10 protein-coding genes, 1 pseudogene and 1 riboswitch are annotated in these 18,639 nt (G+C 67.1%); of the genes and pseudogenes, 6 read left to right on the forward strand and 5 right to left on the reverse strand.

All coding sequences use genetic code 11. The annotated features are described in order from the left end of the window. The first annotated feature begins 86 nt into the window (after positions 1 to 86). Positions 87 to 205, forward strand: a riboswitch (SAM riboswitch). Between the two features lie 85 nt (positions 206 to 290). The 3 genes and pseudogenes from metX to AB4059_RS15575 form a co-directional block, all read left to right on the forward strand. Then, positions 291 to 1,310, forward strand: coding sequence for a homoserine O-succinyltransferase MetX (gene metX / locus AB4059_RS15565; protein ID WP_498980140.1), 1,020 nt, complete (start codon positions 291 to 293; stop codon positions 1,308 to 1,310). Next, positions 1,307 to 2,500: a cystathionine gamma-synthase gene (metB, locus tag AB4059_RS15570; RefSeq protein WP_498980141.1), complete on the forward strand. Its 1,194-nt coding sequence runs from the start codon at positions 1,307 to 1,309 to the stop codon at positions 2,498 to 2,500. The genes metX and metB overlap by 4 nt, the downstream gene beginning before the upstream one ends. Next, positions 2,497 to 3,435, forward strand: a pseudogene (locus AB4059_RS15575) (Rossmann-fold NAD(P)-binding domain-containing protein); the annotation flags it as partial. The gene metB and the pseudogene AB4059_RS15575, both read left to right, overlap by 4 nt. A 5-nt stretch (positions 3,436 to 3,440) precedes the next feature. Here AB4059_RS15575 and AB4059_RS15580 read toward each other — a convergent pair. Next, a complete protein-coding gene (locus tag AB4059_RS15580; RefSeq protein ID WP_498980142.1) occupies positions 3,441 to 5,645 on the reverse strand; it encodes a putative bifunctional diguanylate cyclase/phosphodiesterase in 2,205 nt (734 codons plus the stop codon). A gap of 110 nt (positions 5,646 to 5,755) precedes the next feature. Beyond that, positions 5,756 to 7,138, reverse strand: coding sequence for an L-serine ammonia-lyase (locus tag AB4059_RS15585; RefSeq protein ID WP_498980144.1), 1,383 nt, complete (start codon positions 7,136 to 7,138; stop codon positions 5,756 to 5,758). 73 nt (positions 7,139 to 7,211) lie between these two features. On the opposite strand from AB4059_RS15585, the gene AB4059_RS15590 reads away from it, so the two are divergent. Next, on the forward strand, positions 7,212 to 7,436 hold the full coding sequence (locus AB4059_RS15590) for a glutaredoxin family protein (protein WP_498980145.1): 225 nt from the start codon (positions 7,212 to 7,214) through the stop codon (positions 7,434 to 7,436). Here the strand turns inward: AB4059_RS15590 and AB4059_RS15595 are convergent, their stop codons facing one another. The 3 genes from AB4059_RS15595 to AB4059_RS15605 are packed head-to-tail and all read right to left on the reverse strand — an operon-like array spanning position 7,437 to position 9,322. Beyond that, positions 7,437 to 7,997: a YceI family protein gene (locus tag AB4059_RS15595; RefSeq protein WP_498980147.1), complete on the reverse strand. Its 561-nt coding sequence runs from the start codon at positions 7,995 to 7,997 to the stop codon at positions 7,437 to 7,439. Beyond that, a complete protein-coding gene (locus AB4059_RS15600; protein WP_498980149.1) occupies positions 7,990 to 8,610 on the reverse strand; it encodes a cytochrome b in 621 nt (206 codons plus the stop codon). Before AB4059_RS15600 ends, AB4059_RS15595 begins: the two co-directional genes overlap by 8 nt. Positions 8,611 to 8,626: 16 nt before the next feature. After that, a complete protein-coding gene (locus AB4059_RS15605; RefSeq protein ID WP_498980150.1) occupies positions 8,627 to 9,322 on the reverse strand; it encodes a YceI family protein in 696 nt (231 codons plus the stop codon). Between the two features lie 156 nt (positions 9,323 to 9,478). On the opposite strand from AB4059_RS15605, the gene AB4059_RS15610 reads away from it, so the two are divergent. Beyond that, a complete protein-coding gene (locus AB4059_RS15610) occupies positions 9,479 to 10,567 on the forward strand; it encodes a M23 family metallopeptidase (RefSeq protein WP_498980152.1) in 1,089 nt (362 codons plus the stop codon). A 106-nt stretch (positions 10,568 to 10,673) separates the two neighbouring features. Next, positions 10,674 to 18,638 carry an FG-GAP-like repeat-containing protein gene (locus tag AB4059_RS15615; protein WP_498980153.1) on the forward strand — a complete coding sequence of 2,655 codons (7,965 nt, stop codon included), beginning with the start codon at positions 10,674 to 10,676 and terminating at the stop codon, positions 18,636 to 18,638. Position 18,639: the final 1 nt, after the last annotated feature.

Consider the following 18,639-nt stretch of genomic DNA (forward strand, 5'->3'; position numbering starts at 1 on the left):
AACACGCCCGTCACGCTCATCAATAAGGCATCGCTTCATCGGCATGAAGCGATTGACAATCCGGAAATCGCGCGGCATCCTGCGGCCATCCATCGAGACCGGCTGAGGGACAGGCCCGCAGACGCCGGGGCAACCGCGACATCGCGCAAGCGATGGGCGTTGGTGCCAAATCCTGCGGGGGCCCGCGCCCACCGGCAGATGGATCGACGCTCGCGCCCCATGGCGCGGCCTTCGATTCGCATCGCCACCCCCGCAACGCTCGATGGCATCCCACTGCCAGGAGCGTTGCAATGCCCGCCGCCGCGATTCGAACCCTCGCCACTCCGCCTGTCCTGCGTGTCGTTGCGCAACCCGCTCCCGATGCGCAACGCGGCGAATTGCCCTTGATCCTGACCCTGAAGCACGGTGGCACCCACCAGGTGCGCGTGCGTTGGGAAACGCGCGGCGCCGCGCACCTGCCCGTCGTCGCCGTGCTCGGCGGCATCTCCGCCCATCGCCATGTCGCCGCATCCGAAGCGTTCGCCGAGCGCGGGTGGTTCGAAGCGCAGGCCGATGCACGGTGGCTGGCGGCGCATCGCGTGGTGTCGTTCGACTGGATCGGCAGCGATGGCGCACTGGATGCGCCGATCGATACCGACGACCAGGCGGCGGCGCTCGTCGCGGTCCTCGACGCACTTGGCATTGAAACGCTCGACGCGATCGTCGGTTGCTCCTACGGCGCGATGGTCGGCCTCGCCTTCGCGGCATCGCACCCCACACGCGTCCAACACCTGGTCGCCATCGCCGGCGCGCATCGCCCGCATCCCTTCGCAAGCGCATGGCGCGCGCTGCAACGCAACGTGGTCGCGCTCGGGCAATTGCAATGCGATGAAGCGCATGGCCTGTCGCTCGCGCGACAGCTCGCGATGCTGAGCTATCGAACGCCCGAGGAATTCGGTGCGCGCTTCGACGCGGCGCCGATCGTGGACGGCGGCAGCGCGCGCTGCGCCTCAGAAGACTGGCTCGCCGAGCGCGGTGCGGCCTGGGCGCAGAAAACCTCGGCGACGGCGTTCGTGCGCTTGTCCGAATCCATCGACCTGCACGACGTTCTCCCCTCCCATGTGCAGGTGCCGACGACGCTCGTCGCCTTCGCCGAGGACCGCCTGGTTCCACCCGACGACATCCGCGCGCTCGCCGCCGGCATCGCCGCGCCCGTGCGCTTGCAGGTGTTGCATTCGCCCTACGGGCACGATGGTTTCCTCAAGGAATCCGACGCGATCGCGCAGGTGCTGGCGCGTGCGCTGGACTGTTGCACGGAGGCGTGCGCATGAGCGTCGTGCATCCGTGCACCGTGGCGGTGCGTGCCGGCATCGACCGCGATGAAGCGTTCGGTGCGGTCGTTCCGCCGATCGTGCTCTCTTCGAACTTCAGCTTCGCCGGTTTCGACGACAAGCGCCGTTACGACTACACTCGCAGCGGCAACCCCACGCGCGACCTGCTCGCCGAAGCACTCGCCGACCTCGAAGGCGGCGCTGGCGCCGTCGTGACGGCGACAGGCATGGCGGCGATCACGCTCGTGCTCAACGCGTGCCTGAAGCCGGGCGACGTGCTGGTCGCCACGCATGATGCGTACGGCGGAAGCTGGCGCCTTTTCGACGCGCTCGCGCGCAAGGGTCATTTCGAACTCGTGCTCGCCGATCTGTCCGACCCGCGCGCGCTGACCGCGGCGCTGGAGCGCAAGCCCGCGCTGGTGTGGATCGAGACACCGTCCAACCCCTTGCTGCGCGTCACCGACCTGCGGTTCGCGATCGACGCCGCGCATGCGGCCGGCGCACGCGCCGTGGTCGACAACACCTTCCTCTCGCCTGCATTGCAACAACCGATCGCGTTCGGTGCCGACCTCGTCGTGCATTCGACGACCAAGTACATCAACGGCCACAGCGATGTCGTCGGCGGCGCGGTCATCGCCCGCACGCCGGAGGACCATCAACTGTTGACCTGGTGGGCGAACGCGCTCGGCGTCACCGGCGCGCCTTTCGACAGCTTCCTCACCCTGCGCGGCCTGCGCACGCTCGGTGCGCGCCTGCGCGTGCACCAGGAAAACGCGCACGCGATCGCGGCCTTGCTCGACGACCATCCGGTGGTGCGCGCGGTCCACTATCCGGGCTTGCCGCGCCACCCGGGGCACGCGCTCGCCAAGCGCCAGCAGTCGGGCTTCGGCGCGATGTTGTCGCTGGAACTCGAGGGCGGCGTTGAATCCGTGCGCGCCTTCCTCGACGGCTTGCGCTGCTTCACGCTGGCCGAATCGCTCGGCGGCGTGGAAAGCCTGATCGCGCATCCGGCGACGATGACGCATGCGGCGATGTCGCCCCAGGCGCGCGCAGCGGCGGGCATCGGCGATGGACTGCTGCGACTGTCGATCGGTATCGAACATGCGGACGACTTGCTCGCCGACATCGTCGACGCACTCGACCGCGTGCACGCCGTCGTGCGCGAGCAGCGGCGCGAGGTCGCGACGTGATCGGTGCCGATAAAATCCGAATTGCGCTCCTGGGAACGGGCAACGTGGGCCGCGCGGTGATCGCGCGGCTCGAACAACTGGGCGATCCGGGCCTGGCGCTGGTCCACATCGCGAACACGCGCGTCACCGTCGGCCCTTCGCTGCGCGAAGCGGCCCCCCACGTCGTGCTCGATGCGACCGCCAGCGAGGCCGTCGCGGAGCGTCATGCCGATTGGCTCGCGCGCGGCTGGCATGTGGTCACGGCGAACAAACTGGGACGCGGCGGTCCACTCGCGCGCGCCGAAGCGATCGAACACGCCTGTCAGTCGAGCGGCGCCCGCTATGGCGATGCCGCGACCGTCGGCGCCGGCTTGCCGCTGCTCCGCAGCCTGCGCGCGCTGCAGGCCGGCGGGGATGCGATCCATGGCTTCGCCGGCGTGTTGTCGGGATCGCTCGCGTGGTTGCTCGCGCGTTTCGACGGCAGCGTGCCGTTCTCGACGCTGGTGCGCGAAGCCCGTGCGGCGGGCTATACCGAACCCGATCCGCGCATCGACCTGTCGGGCGAAGACGTGCGCCGCAAGCTGCTGATCCTCGCGCGCGCGGCGGGTGTCTCGCTCGAAGGCGATGCGGTCGAAGTCGAATCGCTGGTGCCGCCCGCACTTGCGCAGGCCGCGGACATCGACGCCGCACTGACGGCCCTGGACGCACCGATGCAGGCGCGCCTGGACGCAGCGCGCAACGGTCGATTGCATTTCGTCGCGCGCTGGCAGGATGGCGTCGCGCGCGTGGGCCTGGAAACGCTCGCGCAGGACGATCCGCTCGCGGCCGGCGGCGGCACCGACAATCGCGTCGCCATCCATTGCGCGCGCTATGCGAAACAACCGCTCGTCATCCAGGGTCCGGGTGCGGGCGCCGACATCACCGCCGCGGCGATGCTCGACGATGTCTTCGCGCTACGCGATCAACCGACTTTCGCCGGCGCGAGGGCCTCGAAGAACGTCGCGATCGGCATCGGCCGCGCGATCGCGTAACCCTGCGCGAAATCCACGCCCATCGCGCGCAGGCTGTCCAGCTGCGCGAGGGTTTCGGCCTGTTCGGCGACCGTGCGCTTGTCCAGCACGTGCGCGATGTCGGTGATCGAACGCACCACGGCGTCGGCGAGTTCGGACTTGCCCAGATCGCGCACGAAGCTGCCGTCGATCTTCAGATAATCCACGTCCAGGTGTTGCAGGTATCCGAACGAGCAAAAGCCCGTGCCGAAGTCGTCGAGCGCGAAGCGGCAACCGAGGTCGCGCATGCGCTGGATGAAGCGCTGCGCACGCGCGCGGTCGCGCACGACGCTGGTTTCGGTGATCTCCAGGCACAGGCGCTCGGGCGGCACGCTGCTGTGGCGCAGGCGCGCGGCGAAGTAGTCGTGGAATTCCTCGTCGACGAGGGTGCCGCCCCCCAGGTTGATGCCGCAGTGGTGGATGCTCGCCGCGTGCTCGGGATGCGTTTCGAGCCACTGCAACACCGCTTCGACGACGTAGCGGTCCAGCCGCGGGCCGAGGCGATAGCGTTCGGCGGCGGCGATGAGTTCGGCGGGTGCGCGCACCTGGCCCTGCGCATCGGTCCAGCGCAACAGGATCTCGATGCTGTGTTGCATGGACGAGGCCGGGTCCAGCGGCACGATCGGCTGGCAGAACAGGCTGAAGCGGCGTTGGTCGAGCGCTTCGCGCACCTGCAAGGCCGAACGCATCGACGCGGTGCGCAACTTGAGTTCGTCGCCTTCGCGCGAGGCGGCGACCAGGCGATTGCCGCCGTATTCCTTCGCCGCGAAACACGCTGCATCCGCATGCGACAGCAGCACGTCGAAATCGCCATGCGGCGCGTGGCTGTGGGCGATGCCGATGCTCGCCGCGGCGGTGAGCATCTGGTCGCCCCAGGACAGGCGCAGGCCGTCGATGGAGGCGAGCAGGCGGCGACCGCAGGTGATCGCCTGCGATTCGCTCACCGGCACGAGCACGGCGAACTCGTCGCCACCGGTGCGCGCGACCAGCGCCTCGTCGCCGAATTCCGCGCCGACGATGCGGCCGACGGTGCGGATCATGTCGTCGCCGGCGACGTGGCTGGCCGAATCGTTGACCAGCTTGAAGTGGTCCAGGTCCAGGTAGAGCAGGCTCAGGTCGGGCTGCGTCGCATCGGCGAGCCGCTCGCGCGCACGTTCCTCGAAGGTGTTGCGATTGAGCAGGCCGGTGAGCGGATCGCGGGTCGCGCGCAGATACAGTGCGGTCGCGGTGTGGCGTTGTTCGTAGGTCGCCACCGCGAGCATCACCGGGATCACCGAGATCAGCACGAGCAACAACATCAGCACCGAGGCATCGAGCAGGGTGAGCGGGCGCGTGAAGCCGCCCAGCCCCAACCCCGTGAGCAGGCTGATGAAGGTGACCACGAGGATGGTGCCGACCATCGTGGTCATCGGCGAGAAACGCACCGCGGCCCACAGCAACAGGGCCAGCGGCATGCTCACCAGGCCCAGTGCGTACAGATTGCCCGTGCGCCCGGCGCTGACGATGCCGGCCAGCGAGAGCAGCAGGGCGAACGCCCAGACGATCTGCTCGCGGCGGCCGACCGGATCGCGCCACAGGCCTTCGCGCAATCCGCCGGGGCCGAGCAGCAGCGCCATCACCGGTGCGAACGTGGTGATGCCGAGCACGTCGCCGAGCGCCCACAGCAACCAGGCGCGCCCCGCGTCGACCGGCGCGGTGATGCCGGCATGCAGCAGGCCCGCGGTGCCGATGGTCGCGCTCGTCACCGCCAGGACCAGGCCGCTGCGCAACAACATCAGGCCGTCGGAGGTCCGCAGGTGCAGGCCATCGGCGCGTTTGGCGTGTTCGCAATACCAACCCGCGGCGAGGGCCGCGAGCGTGTTGCTCAGGATCGAATAGGGAACGAACGTGACGGGGACCGGCAACACCGTCAGGTGCAGCGCGATGATCGCGAAGGGCACGACCACCGCCCAGCGCTTGCCCCAACTGACCACCATCGCGAGCGCGATGCCCGAACTGGGCCAGAACAGGGTGACGTCGTCGGGCGTGCGCAGGTATAGCGACGCGAGTACCGCCCCGGCGTAATAAAGCCCGGTCAGCAGCAGGAAGCGGCGCAGCGTCCCCTTGGCGTCGGCCATGGGGCGAGTGTATGCCGGGGAAAGCGGGAATGGGGAATAGGGAATGGGGAATCGTCGGCGCGTTCGGGGCGGCCCTCTGTTCCCTATTCCCTAATCCCCATTCCTAGCTCTCAGCACTCGATCACGTTCACGGCCAGGCCGCCGCGCGAGGTTTCCTTGTACTTGTCCTGCATGTCCCGTCCCGTGTCGCGCATGGTCTTGATGACCTTGTCGAGCGAGACCTTGTGCTTGCCGTCGCCGCGCAGCGCCATGCGCGAGGCATTGATCGCCTTCACCGCGCCCATCGCGTTGCGTTCGATGCAGGGGATCTGCACCAGGCCGCCGATCGGGTCGCAGGTCAGGCCAAGGTTGTGCTCCATGCCGATTTCGGCGGCGTTCTCGATCTGGCCCGGCGTCCCCCCGAGCGCTGCGGTCAGGCCCGCGGCCGCCATCGAACACGCCACGCCCACTTCGCCCTGGCAACCGACTTCCGCGCCGCTGATCGACGCGTTCTCCTTGTAGAGAATGCCGACGGCCGCGGCGGTGAGCAGGAAGTCGAACACGCCCTGTTCGTTCGCGCCGGGAATGAAGCGGTCGTAGTAATGCAGCACCGAGGGAATGATGCCGGCCGCGCCATTGGTCGGCGCGGTGACCACGCGGCCACCGGCGGCGTTTTCTTCGTTCACCGCGAGCGCGTACAGGTTGACCCAGTCCAGCACGGTGAGCGGATCGCGCATCGCCGCTTCGGGCCGCTCGGACAACTCGGCGAACAACGCGGGCGCACGGCGCTGCACGTGCAGGCCGCCGGGCAAGGTGCCGCCCTCGCGGATGCCGCGCTGCACGCACGATTGCATCGCGCGCCAGATTTCGCGCAGGTTGTCCTTGATCTCGTTGTCGCTGCGCCACGCATGCTCGTTGTCGAACATCAGCTGCGCGAAGGTCTTGCCCGTCTTCTCCGCTTGCGCGAGCAATTCGGCGCCGCTGTGGAAGGGATGCGCGAGTTCGGTGGTGTCGGCCACGATGCGGTCTTCGGCCGCCTCGTCCTGGTTGACGACGAAGCCGCCGCCGACCGAGTAGTAATCGCGCGTGGCCAGCACGTTGCCGTCGGCGTCGAACGCGGTGAAGCGCATGCCGTTGGTGTGGAAGGGCAGCTTCTGGCGCTTGTTCATGACCAGGTCCTGCTTCTCGTCGAAGGCCACCTCGTGCTTGCCGAGAATGTTCAGGCGCCTGGTGCCGCGAATGCGCTCGAGCGCAGGCGGGATGACGTCGGGGTCGATCAGATTCGGCATGTGGCCTTCCAGGCCCATGAGCACGGCCTTGTCGGTGCCGTGGCCGCGCCCGGTGAGCGCGAGCGAACCGAACACCTCCGAGCGAACGCGCGCCACTTGCGACAGCTTGCCCGAGGCATCGAGCCACTTCTCGGCGAAGCGGCACGCCGCGCGCATCGGGCCGACCGTATGCGAGGAACTCGGCCCGACGCCGATCTTGAACAGGTCGAAAGTGCTGACGGCCATGGATTCACGGGACTGCTTGCGGGAAGCCCGTATTCTATTCCCCTGTCCGCTCCGATACCCGAACGCCAGCACCATGCGCCTGCGTCTGTTCCAGCGCGACGATTGCCCCCTCTGCGACGAGGCCCTGGCGGTGCTCGCCGCGGCGCGCACGCCCGACTTCGAACCGGTGTGGATCGACGACGACCAAGCCCTGGAAGCGCGCTACGGAGCGCGCGTACCGGTGTTGCGCGACGAGCTCAACGACGCCGAACTGGACTGGCCCTTCGACGCAGACCGCGTCCGCGCCTTCGTGGGCTGATCACCTCGGGCTGCTGAAGACCACCCGCGTCTTGACCGTGATTTCGTTCGGCAACAGGCTCGTATCGGCCCATTCGCCGCCGCCCACGCCGAAGTCCAGGCGATTGACCTTCGCCGTGCCCTGCAGCACGGGCTGGGCGCCCGGCGTCCATGTGAACGTGAGGGTGACCGGCTTGCTCACGCCGCGCAGCGACAACGTGCCGTTGGCCTGGAACTGGCCGCCCCCGATCGCGCGGAAGCCGGTCGCCGTGTAGGTCGCCTTCGGGAAGCGCGCAGCGTCGAAAAACCCCGCGCCGCGCATTTCCGGATCCATCTCTTCATTGCCGACTGTCGCCGATGCAATGGGGATCTCGACGTTCAGCCTGCCCGATGCCGGTTGCGCGGGATCGAAGCTCAGGCTTGTCCTGAATCCGGGGAAGCTCCCGGAGAACGCATCGCCCTGGTAGGTCCCGCTGAATTGCAGCGACGAACCGGCGGCCTGCGCGTACTCCTGCGCAAGGGCGCCGAAGGACACCGTGGCCAGCGCGACGGCGAGCGCGATGCGAGACGAACGATCAACCATGGCGGAGCTCCTCGTTGGCGTCCGGGGCGTGGAGCCATCCGCGCGGCAACATGCGCGCGAGCGTGGCGTCCCGTTGGAACAGATGATGGAACAGGGCCGCGCCGGCGTGCACGAGCACCAACGCGATCAGGATCCAGAACAGGGTTTCGTGCACGGTTTCGGTCAGCTCGTGCAGGTCGTGATCGCGCGCCACCAGCGCAGGCACGCGGAACAAACCGAACCACCACAGGGGGAAACCGGATGCGGAGTTCATCACCCAACCGCTGAGCGGAACGGCGAACAACAACACGTACAAGCCGATGTGCGAAAGGTTGGCGATCGCATGCTGCCAGCGCGGGATCGTCGGGATCACCGGCGGCGCACCGGCATACAGGCGCCACAGCAGGCGCAGCGTCACCAGCGCGAGGATCGTCAGTCCGATCGATTTGTGCAGCGCGAACATCCGCACCTTCGCCGGGCTGCTGTGCATCTCGACCATCGTCAGGCCGATGATCGCCATCGCCAGGATGCCGAGCACGATGAGCCAGTGGAACACCTGGCTGACGGCGCCCCAACGGTCCACGTTGCGCAGGCGCGGGGCGGGCAGTGCGGTCGGCATCGGGGCGGCGCTCATTCGAGGGTTGGATAGGTTACGGCGTGATCGTTGCGTTGGATGCGGGCACGACGGTCGCATTGGAGGGCGGCGCGAGGGTCGAGGTTCCCGGCGGCGCGGTTTGCGTCGACGCCGCGGGTACATCCGACGCATCTTCGCGCGTGCGTGCGCCTTCGGCTTCGATGCGGATTTCCACCGCATCGCCGACGACACTCTTCCACGACGTGATTCCGAAGGCCGAGCGGCTCAGCGTGCCCGTCGCGGAAAACCCCGCGGTGCGGCGGAACGGCGGCATCGGATGGCGCTTGGCCTGGTGGAACACGACGTCGAGCTGCACTTCGCGCGTCACGCCATGCAGGGTGAGATTGCCGAAGACCTTCGCGTGCATCGGATCGGCCGGCTCGATGCGCGTGGACACGAAGGTCGCCACCGGATGTTTTTTCACATCCAGGAAGGTGCGGTCGAGCACGGCGTCGTTCCACTTCTTGTCGCCGAGGTCGAGGCGATCGACCGGGATCTTCGCCTCCACGCGCGCGCTCGCCCAATTGTCGGGATCGAACACCAGCGTGCCGGTGGTCCCGGAGATCGTGCCCATCGGGTTGGAGAAGCCCGCATGGCTGACGGCGAACATCACGCGCGTGTGCACCGGATCGAGCGCGTAGACCGCCTGCGCCGCGTGCGCATGGGACGACACGAGGCCAAGGGCGAGCACCAGCGCGAATCGAAGGAACATGGCGGCTTTGCTCGGCGGGGGACGAGGGGTGGATGGCCCGCGCGGCGCGAAAGGTTCGATCCCGCGGGACGCGCCATCCTAGACCGGCCCATGTGAATCGTGTGCCGGTCGTGCAACCGGCGGCTGGGGGGCGGTATCGGATGGGATGCCCCCTCGATGGAAACCGCCATGCGCCCGTGGTTGTTGACCCTGCTGCTCGCCGCCGCGCCCCTGGCCGCCGCGCCCACCGCGACCCTGCTGCCCGCGCAGCCGCTGATTGATCGCACGCGCGATGCCCAGCACCTGAACTTCGACATCGTGTTCTCCAACGATGGCGACCGGGCCATGGAACTGACGGGCCTGGAAGTGACGCTGTTCGATCGCGACGGCCATTTCTTTTCGCAACGGCGCCTGGACCGCAACGGCGATGCGACGACGATGTCGCTCGCGACCCTCGCCAATCGCACACTACCGGCGAAGGGCCGCTTGGTCGTGTTCAATCCCTTCGCATCGTTCCCGGGCGATGCATGGCTCGGCGACCTGCGTTACGTCGCCACGTTCCGCGCGGGCGAAGACGACCCCGAGCAGCGCGTCGAAGTGCGTGCCGCACCGCACGCCTTCGCACCGAAGACCGCATTGCGCCTGCCGCTGGAGGGCGAGATCTTCGTGCACGACGGACACGATCTGCTCGCGCACCATCGCCGCCTGGACATCACCGGCGGCATGACCACGCACTTCGGCATCAATGCCAATTTCATGCGCTACGCGCACGACTTCACGATCGCCGACGCGACGGGAAAGCTGTATCGCACCGACGGCGCGACACCCGAAGACTGGTTCGGCTACGGCGCGGCGGTGCACGCGACCGGCGCAGGCGTGGTGCACGCGATGCGCGATGGCATGCGCGACAACCGCAAGGATGGGCCGCCGCCGTTCGCGCAGGAAGCGATCATGAAGGACCTGACACTTTTCCTCGGCAACTACGTGTTGATCGACCACGGCAACGGGGAATACAGCCTGTTCGCGCACATGAAGCAGGGCAGCGTGCGCGTGCGCGACGGCCAGCGCGTCGCGCAAGGCCAGGTCATCGGTGCGATGGGCATGTCGGGCGATGCGTTCCTCGTGCACCTGCACTATCAGTTGCAGTCGGGGCCGCAATGGGAGGAAGGCTTGCCTGCGTATTTCACGAATGTGCAAGTCAAAACGGGCGATGGTTGGAGCGCGCGTTACACCGGGCCCGTCGATTCGGGCGACCTCGTTCGCTAGCTACGCTTGAGAAAATTCGTCCCGCATCAACCATGAAGTCCGCTACTTGCGCGCGCCTTGCTGGGTAACCCTGTGACCTCTTCCAGGTCGCAAGGATTCGCAAGGAATGCGCATGCGGTGGGCGCCATCAGGGATGTGGCGCGGTTGGGTGGTCGCGTGGGCGATCGCGCTCGTTGCGCCGACGGCGATGGCCGGGCCGCAGAGTGGCGGGGAAAGCGCGCAGGAGAGCGAGGAGGCCGAGCTCCGTCGCAGGGAAGACGTCGCCTGCTACAACTGGGACTGCTACGAAGAGCCCCCACCCCCACCCGCGAAAAAAGGCCACATCGACGGCGTCGCGCTGGCCAACGGACACGCCGAGCTGCATGGCTGGACGTGCCAGCCCGGGCGCGTGGAGCCGAACGATGTCGATGTCTATGTCGGAGGGCCGGCCGGTATCGGTTACTTCGTCGTCCGCACGAAGGCCAATGGCTGGAGCGAGGCGTCCATCGCGGCGCAATGCAACCTGACCGGCAGCACCTACCGTTTTTACATTCCGCTGTTCGATGACTTCCGCGCGCAACACCCGGGCAAGGCGCTGTACGTCTACGCGCTCTCGCCCGTCGGCGGCCCGGTGCTGTTGGGCGGATCCGGCCACGTCACGGTGCCGGCCATCGTCTCCGGGACGCTCACCGCCGCGCCCAATCCCTGCACGATTCCATGGGGCGGTGCGCTGTGTACCGTGAACGTCGGCTGGAACAGCAGCGCGCCTGGCGCGGAAGTCTGGGTCACGGATCTTGCAGGCAACAATCCGACGCTGTTCGCGCGCTCGCAGGATGGCGTTGCATCGGCGTCGTGGATCAGGACAAGCGGCGCGCGGTTCCATCTCAAGGCGGGCGGCTGGAGTGCCTCGACGCTGTCCACGGTCGACGTGCACGGCACGCCAACGGTGAACGCGGCGCCGACCGTGAGCCTCGCGGCACCGACGCATGGCCAGCAATTCCTCAGCGGCACGACGGTGACCTTGTCCGCGTCGGCCAGCGATTCCGATGACGGTGTCGCGCGCGTCGAGTTTCTCGCCGGTGGTGCGAAGGTCGGTGAGGACACCAGCGCGCCTTACACCTTCTCCTGGTCGCCGGCCGATGGCACGCACGCCATTGCTGCGCGCGCCGTCGATACGCGCGGAACGCAGACGACGTCGGCCACCGCCAGCATCACGGTCGCGCCCCCTGCGCCGCCGACGATCGGCGACGGCAGCGGCGCCAGCAGCATTGCGCCCGATTCGGCGTCCGATGGTGTCGGCGCCACCGCGGCCGAGTTCCGCGTCGACGAATCGGGTGCGGCGACCTACAGCATTGCGTTGTACGGCGTGCCGGGGACGGCGGGCGTGGATCCGAAACTCAGCCTGCGCTATTCGAGCCAGGGTGGCGACGGTCCGCTCGGCCGGGGCTGGTCGATCGGCGGAACGTCGTCGATCAGCCGATGTCGCGCAACGCGAGAAGCGGGCGACTTCATCGTCGGTGGCGTGGCGACAGATGGCACGCCGTCGCCGGTCGACTTCAGCGCAAACGATCGCTATTGCCTCGATGGCCAGCGCGTGATTCCTGCGCCCGCGGGTGCGGCAGCGTGCCAAGCCGTCGGCGGCATGACCGTCCTCAACCTGCGCACCGAGATCGAATCGTTCCAGCGCGTGTGCGCCTACACGCCCGTCGGTGGCACGAACGGCGTGGCGTTCTTCACCGTGGAGCGCAAGGACGGTTCGATCAGCTGGTATGGCGATCGCGATTCCGACGCGGGTGCGAACCGGCCCGACGGCTACTTCAACAGCACGGCGCCGGGCAAGACCGGCTTCGCGTTGTCGTGGGCGCAAACACGCTTCCAGGATTCGACCGGCAATTACATCGACTACCGCTACCTCGAAGATCCTGCCGGTGCGGGCACGGGCGAGCATCTGCTGAGCGAGGTGCGCTACACCGGACGCGTCGCATTGGCCGGGCAAAGTACGGGCGCGTCTGCGCCGTACGCCAAGGTGATGTTCAACTATGCGGCGTATCCGGAGAACGCGTGGCGTCGCGGCTATGCCGCCGGGGGTGTGCTCACGCAAACGCGGCGGCTGGCCAGTATTACCGCATGCAATTCCGCGGCGGCCGGGTGCGGGACCGCCAACCAGGCGCGGTTCTATCAACTGACTTACGCCGCCAGCGTTTCGGGCAGCGGCGCCGACCTGCTGACGCACGTGCAGGAATGCCGCGATTCCACGCGCGGCGTGTGCTTGCCCGCGACCACGTTCGCGTGGAGTGGCGCCAGGAACGTGTTCAGCACCTGGGGAAGTTGGGATCCGGGCGATTTCGGCAGCACGGTCAAGTTCGAGGGCCTCAAGCTCGGGGACATCGATGGCGATGGCCGCCAGGACCTGGTCTGGCTCAAGGACGGATCGTCCGGCGAAACGTGTCCGACCGAACACGTCATGGTCGCCTTCGGCCAACTCGATGGGGCCGGCAGGCAAACATTCTCGGGCAGCGTGCTCGCCGGCTGCACGCCCAACGAATTGATGTCGGGCCTGGGCGAAGGCAGCTGGCAGTTGTTCGACTACACCGGTGACGGGCGCGATGATCTGTTCGTCGCCGGCAACGGCGCATGGATGTTGTACCCCTCGCAGGGACGCACCTCGCAACCGTTCAACACGCACGTCGACCTGCTGGCCGGCATCCACATCCCGGTGAGCGTCGCGGCGTTCCACCCGCAGTTGAACGATCTGAACGGCGACGGGCTGCTCGATGTCGTCTACTACAACAGCAACGGCGTGCAGGCGCGGCTGATGGAACGCGCGGGCGCGAGTTGGCGCTGGGGCGCCGAACGCCGGGCCACGTTCCGTGCCGAGCCGCCGCCGTCATGTCCGCCCGGCACCGTCGATGGCTGTACCGAGTCGGCGCCGATCCTGCGCGAGCCACGGCGCTTCGCCCTGAACGATTTCAACGGCGACGCAGCATCGGACCTGGTGTTCACTGTCACGACGCAGTGGAAGGTCGCGTGCTACGCCACCGACCAGGACATCTGCCGGCCGGGCAACGGGAACAGATCGACACAGACCGCATACGCCTACGGGGTGTCGCAACTGACGCCCACCACGATCGAGTTCAAGCGCCAGACCCAGATCCCACTGGACACCGCCAATGGCGCGCACACCGTGCTGGGGGATTTCAACGGCGATGGCCTGACCGACATCGCCTCGGGCGCCAACGGATTGTGGCGCTACGCGCTCAACTCCGGTGCGGGCTTCCTGCCGACCGTGCAGCTCGGCAGCTTCATGTGGCCGGAATTGGTCAAGACCGCCGACGTCAATGGCGACGGCCGCAGCGACCTGCTCTTCATCCAACCCGATGCCTACAACGTGGCGCGCTATTACGTGCAACACGGCACGCGCACGGGCGGCTTGGGTGCAGTCGAACCGGTGCCCGACGCGATGGCCTGCTTCAACACCGGCTGCGATCCGCGCAGCGTGGTGAACCTGTTCACCGACCTCGATGGCGATGGCGGGTTGGATTATTTCGCCATCCGTGTGTTCAACGACAGATCGGAGTTTTATCTCGCACAACCCGACGCCGCGAGTCGCGGCAAGCCGCGCGATGCGATCGTGTCGATCACCAATGGCCTTGGCGCGCGAACGGAATTGACGTACGCAGCGCTCAGCAACCCCGGTGTCCACCTGCCCGACAGTGGTTCGCGCGATGCGAACCACTGGGGGCGTGGCGCGCCCGTGCGCGATTTCAAGGCGCCCAGTTTCGTGGTCGCGCAGGCCGCCAGTTCCTCGCCGCAGGCAGGCGCGCCCGATGCGATGGCGCGTTTGTACTACCGCTACGCCGGCGCCAAGGTACAGGCCGGCGGGCGCGGCTTCCTCGGCTTCCGCGAAATCGCGACGATCGATCCCAATCGCACGGGCGGTTACGTCGTCACCACGACGGCCTACCACCAGCACTTCCCCTTCACCGGGTTGCCGGCGAGCACCACCAAGGCGATGGTCGCGAACCAGGCTTACACGCCGTCGGGATGCATCGCCCAGCCGATCGCGAATGCCTGCTACGCATCCCCCGGTGCGGGGTTTGCGTCGTTGGGCGGCAGTTGGTTCTCCGCGCATACGCAACTGTGGGAAGCCGATACCGACAGCAACGGGACGTCTGTTGCGGCCTTCGCCCCCGGCGTGCAAGCGCCGGTCCATGTGCGCACCGCGGGCACGGAGGAAAAGCTGCGCGATCCGTTCGTCGGCGGCCAGACCAGCCGCGTGGTCACGGCCTTCGACTACGGCACCCACGGCAACGCGGTGACCACGGTCGTCGATACCTACGAAGGCACCGCCGGGAGCGCGCTGGCCAGCGTCGTCACTGCGAACACTTACGGCGACAACGCTGCCCTGTGGCGCCTGGGCCGCTTGACGGGCTCCACCGTCACGCACCGCCGCGCGGGAGCAGCGGATGTGGTGCGCACGACGGCCTTCGAATATGCGATGGGCGGCGCGGCCACCGGTTTGCTGACCGCCGAGCGCACGCAGCCGAACACGTCGCTCGAATTGCGCAAGCAATTCACGTACGACGATTACGGCAACAAGATCGTCGCTGCGGCCTGCGCCGCGCCCGCGAGCGGATGCGGAGAGGCCCTGGCGTTCCAGCCCGGCGCGCCCGAAACAGTGCAGCGCTATGCGCGCACGCAATTCGACAGCAAGGGCCGCTTCCCGGTCGCGACGATCGAGCCCTTCACCAACGGCGAGCACGCGACACAGACCGTGCTCGCGCGCGACCTCTTCGGTGGCGTCGCGCACGCGCAGGATGCCAACGGTGTCGACACGCTTGCCCTTCCTGGCACGCTTGGCCGTGCCTATTACAGTTGGGTCGAAACGGTGCCCGGCAGCGTGCCGGGTTCCGGCAACGGCGGCAGCGAACGCATCACCACCTATCGCTGGTGCGGCAGCGGCGGCGTGACCTGTCCGGTGGGTGCGCGCTTCCGCAGCCGCACGCTGTCCGATGCCGCGCCCACGGAATGGACCTGGTTCGATCTGCTCGGCCGCCCGATCCTGCAGGCCAGCGAGACCTTCAACGTCGGCGTGTCCGGACAGGATGTCGTGGCTGTCTGCACTTCCTACGATGCCAGCGGACAGCCGCTGCGCGTTTCCAATCCGTTCTTCCTGCCGGGCAAGTCGGTGAGCCTGGACAGCGCGGTGCTGGCGAACCAGTGCAGCGGGCGCGCATCGACCATGACCAGTGTCGATCTGTTGGGCCGGCCCACCGACGTGCAATCGCCCGATGGTGCGATCGTCTCCACCGGCTACGCCGGGCTGCGCACGCTGATCACCGATGCTCGCGGCCATACGACGACCGAAACGCGCAACGGCCTGGGCGAACGGATCGCGGTGACCGATGCCGCCGGCTTCACGCAAAGCTTCGCGTACAACGCCGATGGCACGTTGGCCAGGATCGTGCGCGATGCCGGCGGCGGACAGATCGTCAATGCCTTCACCTACGACGTGCTCGGTCGCAAGACCGTGCAGGACGACCCCGACAGCGGCCTCACACAGTTCACCCACAACGCACTGGGCGAACTGATCGCGCAACAGGACGCGAGCGGCAACCGCATCGAGAACGACCTCGACGCCCGCGGCCGCGCGTGGCGCAGAACCGTGCGGCAGCCCGACGGCACCATCGAGTCGCGCTCGACCTTCGCGTTCGACACGGCAGGCGCCGTCGGCGCGCCCGCGGACGAAATGATCGGCGGCAACTACACGCACACCCCCGGCAGCGGCCAGGGCGAATTGGCCGTGTCGTTCGAACGTCGCTATCGCTATGACGGACTAGGCCGTCCATCAGGCAGCACGACCACCATCGACGGCACCGATTACGTGACTGCCGTGCAGTACGACGCGCTGGGCCGTGCGGCGAAAGTGCAGGATGCCTCAGGCCGTTGGGCACGCACCGAGTTCAACGCGCGCGGCATGGCGGCGGCCGTGTGCGAGAGCAGCGCGAGCGATGCGGCGACGCTCTGTCCCGCCAGCGCGCAGACGTATCAACGAACGCTGTCGACCGACGTCTGGGGCAAGCCCGTGCGCGAGCGCCGCGGCAACAGCGCGGCGATGGACATCGTGCGCACGCACCGCTCCGACAACGGCCGCCTGGCCACCCTGTGCGCGGGCAACACCGCGTGCCACCTGGTGGGCGAGGAGTACGCATGGGATGCCAATGGCAACCTGCTCTCGCAGTTGAAGGAAGGCCGCTACCTGGAGGCGTTCGAGTACGACCGCCTGAATCGCCTGACGCGCAGTACGGCATCGGTGGGTGGCGGAAGCGTGCTCACCTACGCGGCCGATTACGACGCATTGGGCAATGCGTGCAACAAGGCGGTCGAGGGCGCGGTGCGCACGCTGGTCTATGCGGGGCGCGCACGCTGCGGCACAGGTGCGCAAGGCGCAGGCGGTCCGCATCAGGTGGCGCAGTTCCAGGTCGGAGGCGAAACCGCGAACTACCACTACGACGCGCGCGGCAACCAGACACTACGCGATCTGCCCGGCACCGCGAACGACCGCTCGATCCGCTACACCGCCGACAACCAGGCGCACGAGATCGCCCTGGGCAACGGCACGCGTGCGCGCTTCTGGTACGGCAGCGATGGCCAGCGCTACAAGCGCGAGGATGGCGGCAGGCGCACGCTGTACCTCGGCAACGTCGAGATCGTGATTGACGGCGGCGTCGTGACGACGCGACGCAACGTCGGCGGTGTCCTCATGCAATCCATCGTGGGCAGCGTCGTGACATCGCGCTATCTCTTCCACGATCGCCTGGGGAACGTCGTCAAGGTGACTGACGCCACCGGCGCCGTCATCGAAAGCCACGACTTCCACCCGTTCGGTGAGCGTCGCAATCCGACGCACCCGGATTGGACGACGACGATCAAGTCGAACTTCACCACGCGTGGGTTCACCGGCCATGAAATGGTAGACGGCCTCGGCGTGATCCATATGAACGGTCGGATCTACGACCCGGACATCGGGCGGTTCCTGCAGCCCGATCCCGTGATCCAAGCGCCGTTCAATCCACAGAGCTGGAACGCGTACACATACGTGTTCAACAACCCGCTGACGTATACCGATCCGAGCGGGATGATCGGGATCAAGGAGCGGCAGTGGCTGGGCATCGCCGTGACGATTGCCGCAGCAATTGTTGCGACGTATGTCGCACCGTCAATGAAGTTCGTCTTCGTCGTAGGTGCAGGTGCCGCCGCGGGTGGAATCTCCACCGGCAGCACGCAGGGCGCGTTGTACGGTGCGTTCTCGGCGGGGATGTTCTACGGCGTAGGGACCTACTTCAACACTGCGCAATGGGCACAGGCGACCTCGACAAGCAACGCATTCGGCTCAGGTATTACCTGGGGTGCGTACGGCGCCAAGGTGCTGGCGCATGGGGCAACGGGTGGTGTGATGGCGAGCTTGCAGGGCGGGCGCTTTGGCGATGGGTTTGCGTCGGCAGGCGTAGCGCAGGCGTTTGCGCCAGGGATTGGTCGTATCGGTAATGCGCCGGGGCGCGTCGCGGCCGCCGCGATCATAGGCGGTACTTCATCGGAGCTATCGGGTGGGAAGTTTGCGAATGGTGCGATCACCGCGGCGTTTGGGCGTGCCTTCAATGACGAGAGGCACCTATCTCCCCGTGAACACGCGGCGATTTCAGGGGCGGCGCATAAAACGCATGCAGAGTATTCGCTGATGACCAACGAAGAGTTGCTTGAAACGCACCCTGACATGTTGCGTCTGGACCCGGACGCCGATGCTGCTGCAACTTATGGGTATGCAAACATTTCGCATTCGCTAACAGAAATGTGGTCCACGAACCTGAAAGATATGCTGGTGAAATCAACTGGATCCGTCCCCGGCGAGATCGCCGAATTTGCTGGAGGCAAACTGGTTGGTTTAACACTCAGCAGTGCCCCGGCGCTTGTCCGCAACGGATGGAAGATATACGACACTGGATCATTCCTGAACAAGATCAATCCATTCGCAACACCAGATGTGCAGATCGCATGCAATTCCAACGGATGCGTGTACTTGCTAGAGGACTAAA

This window comes from Lysobacter sp. 2RAF19 (assembly GCF_052115395.1).
Taxonomy (GTDB): Bacteria; Pseudomonadota; Gammaproteobacteria; order Xanthomonadales; family Xanthomonadaceae; genus Noviluteimonas.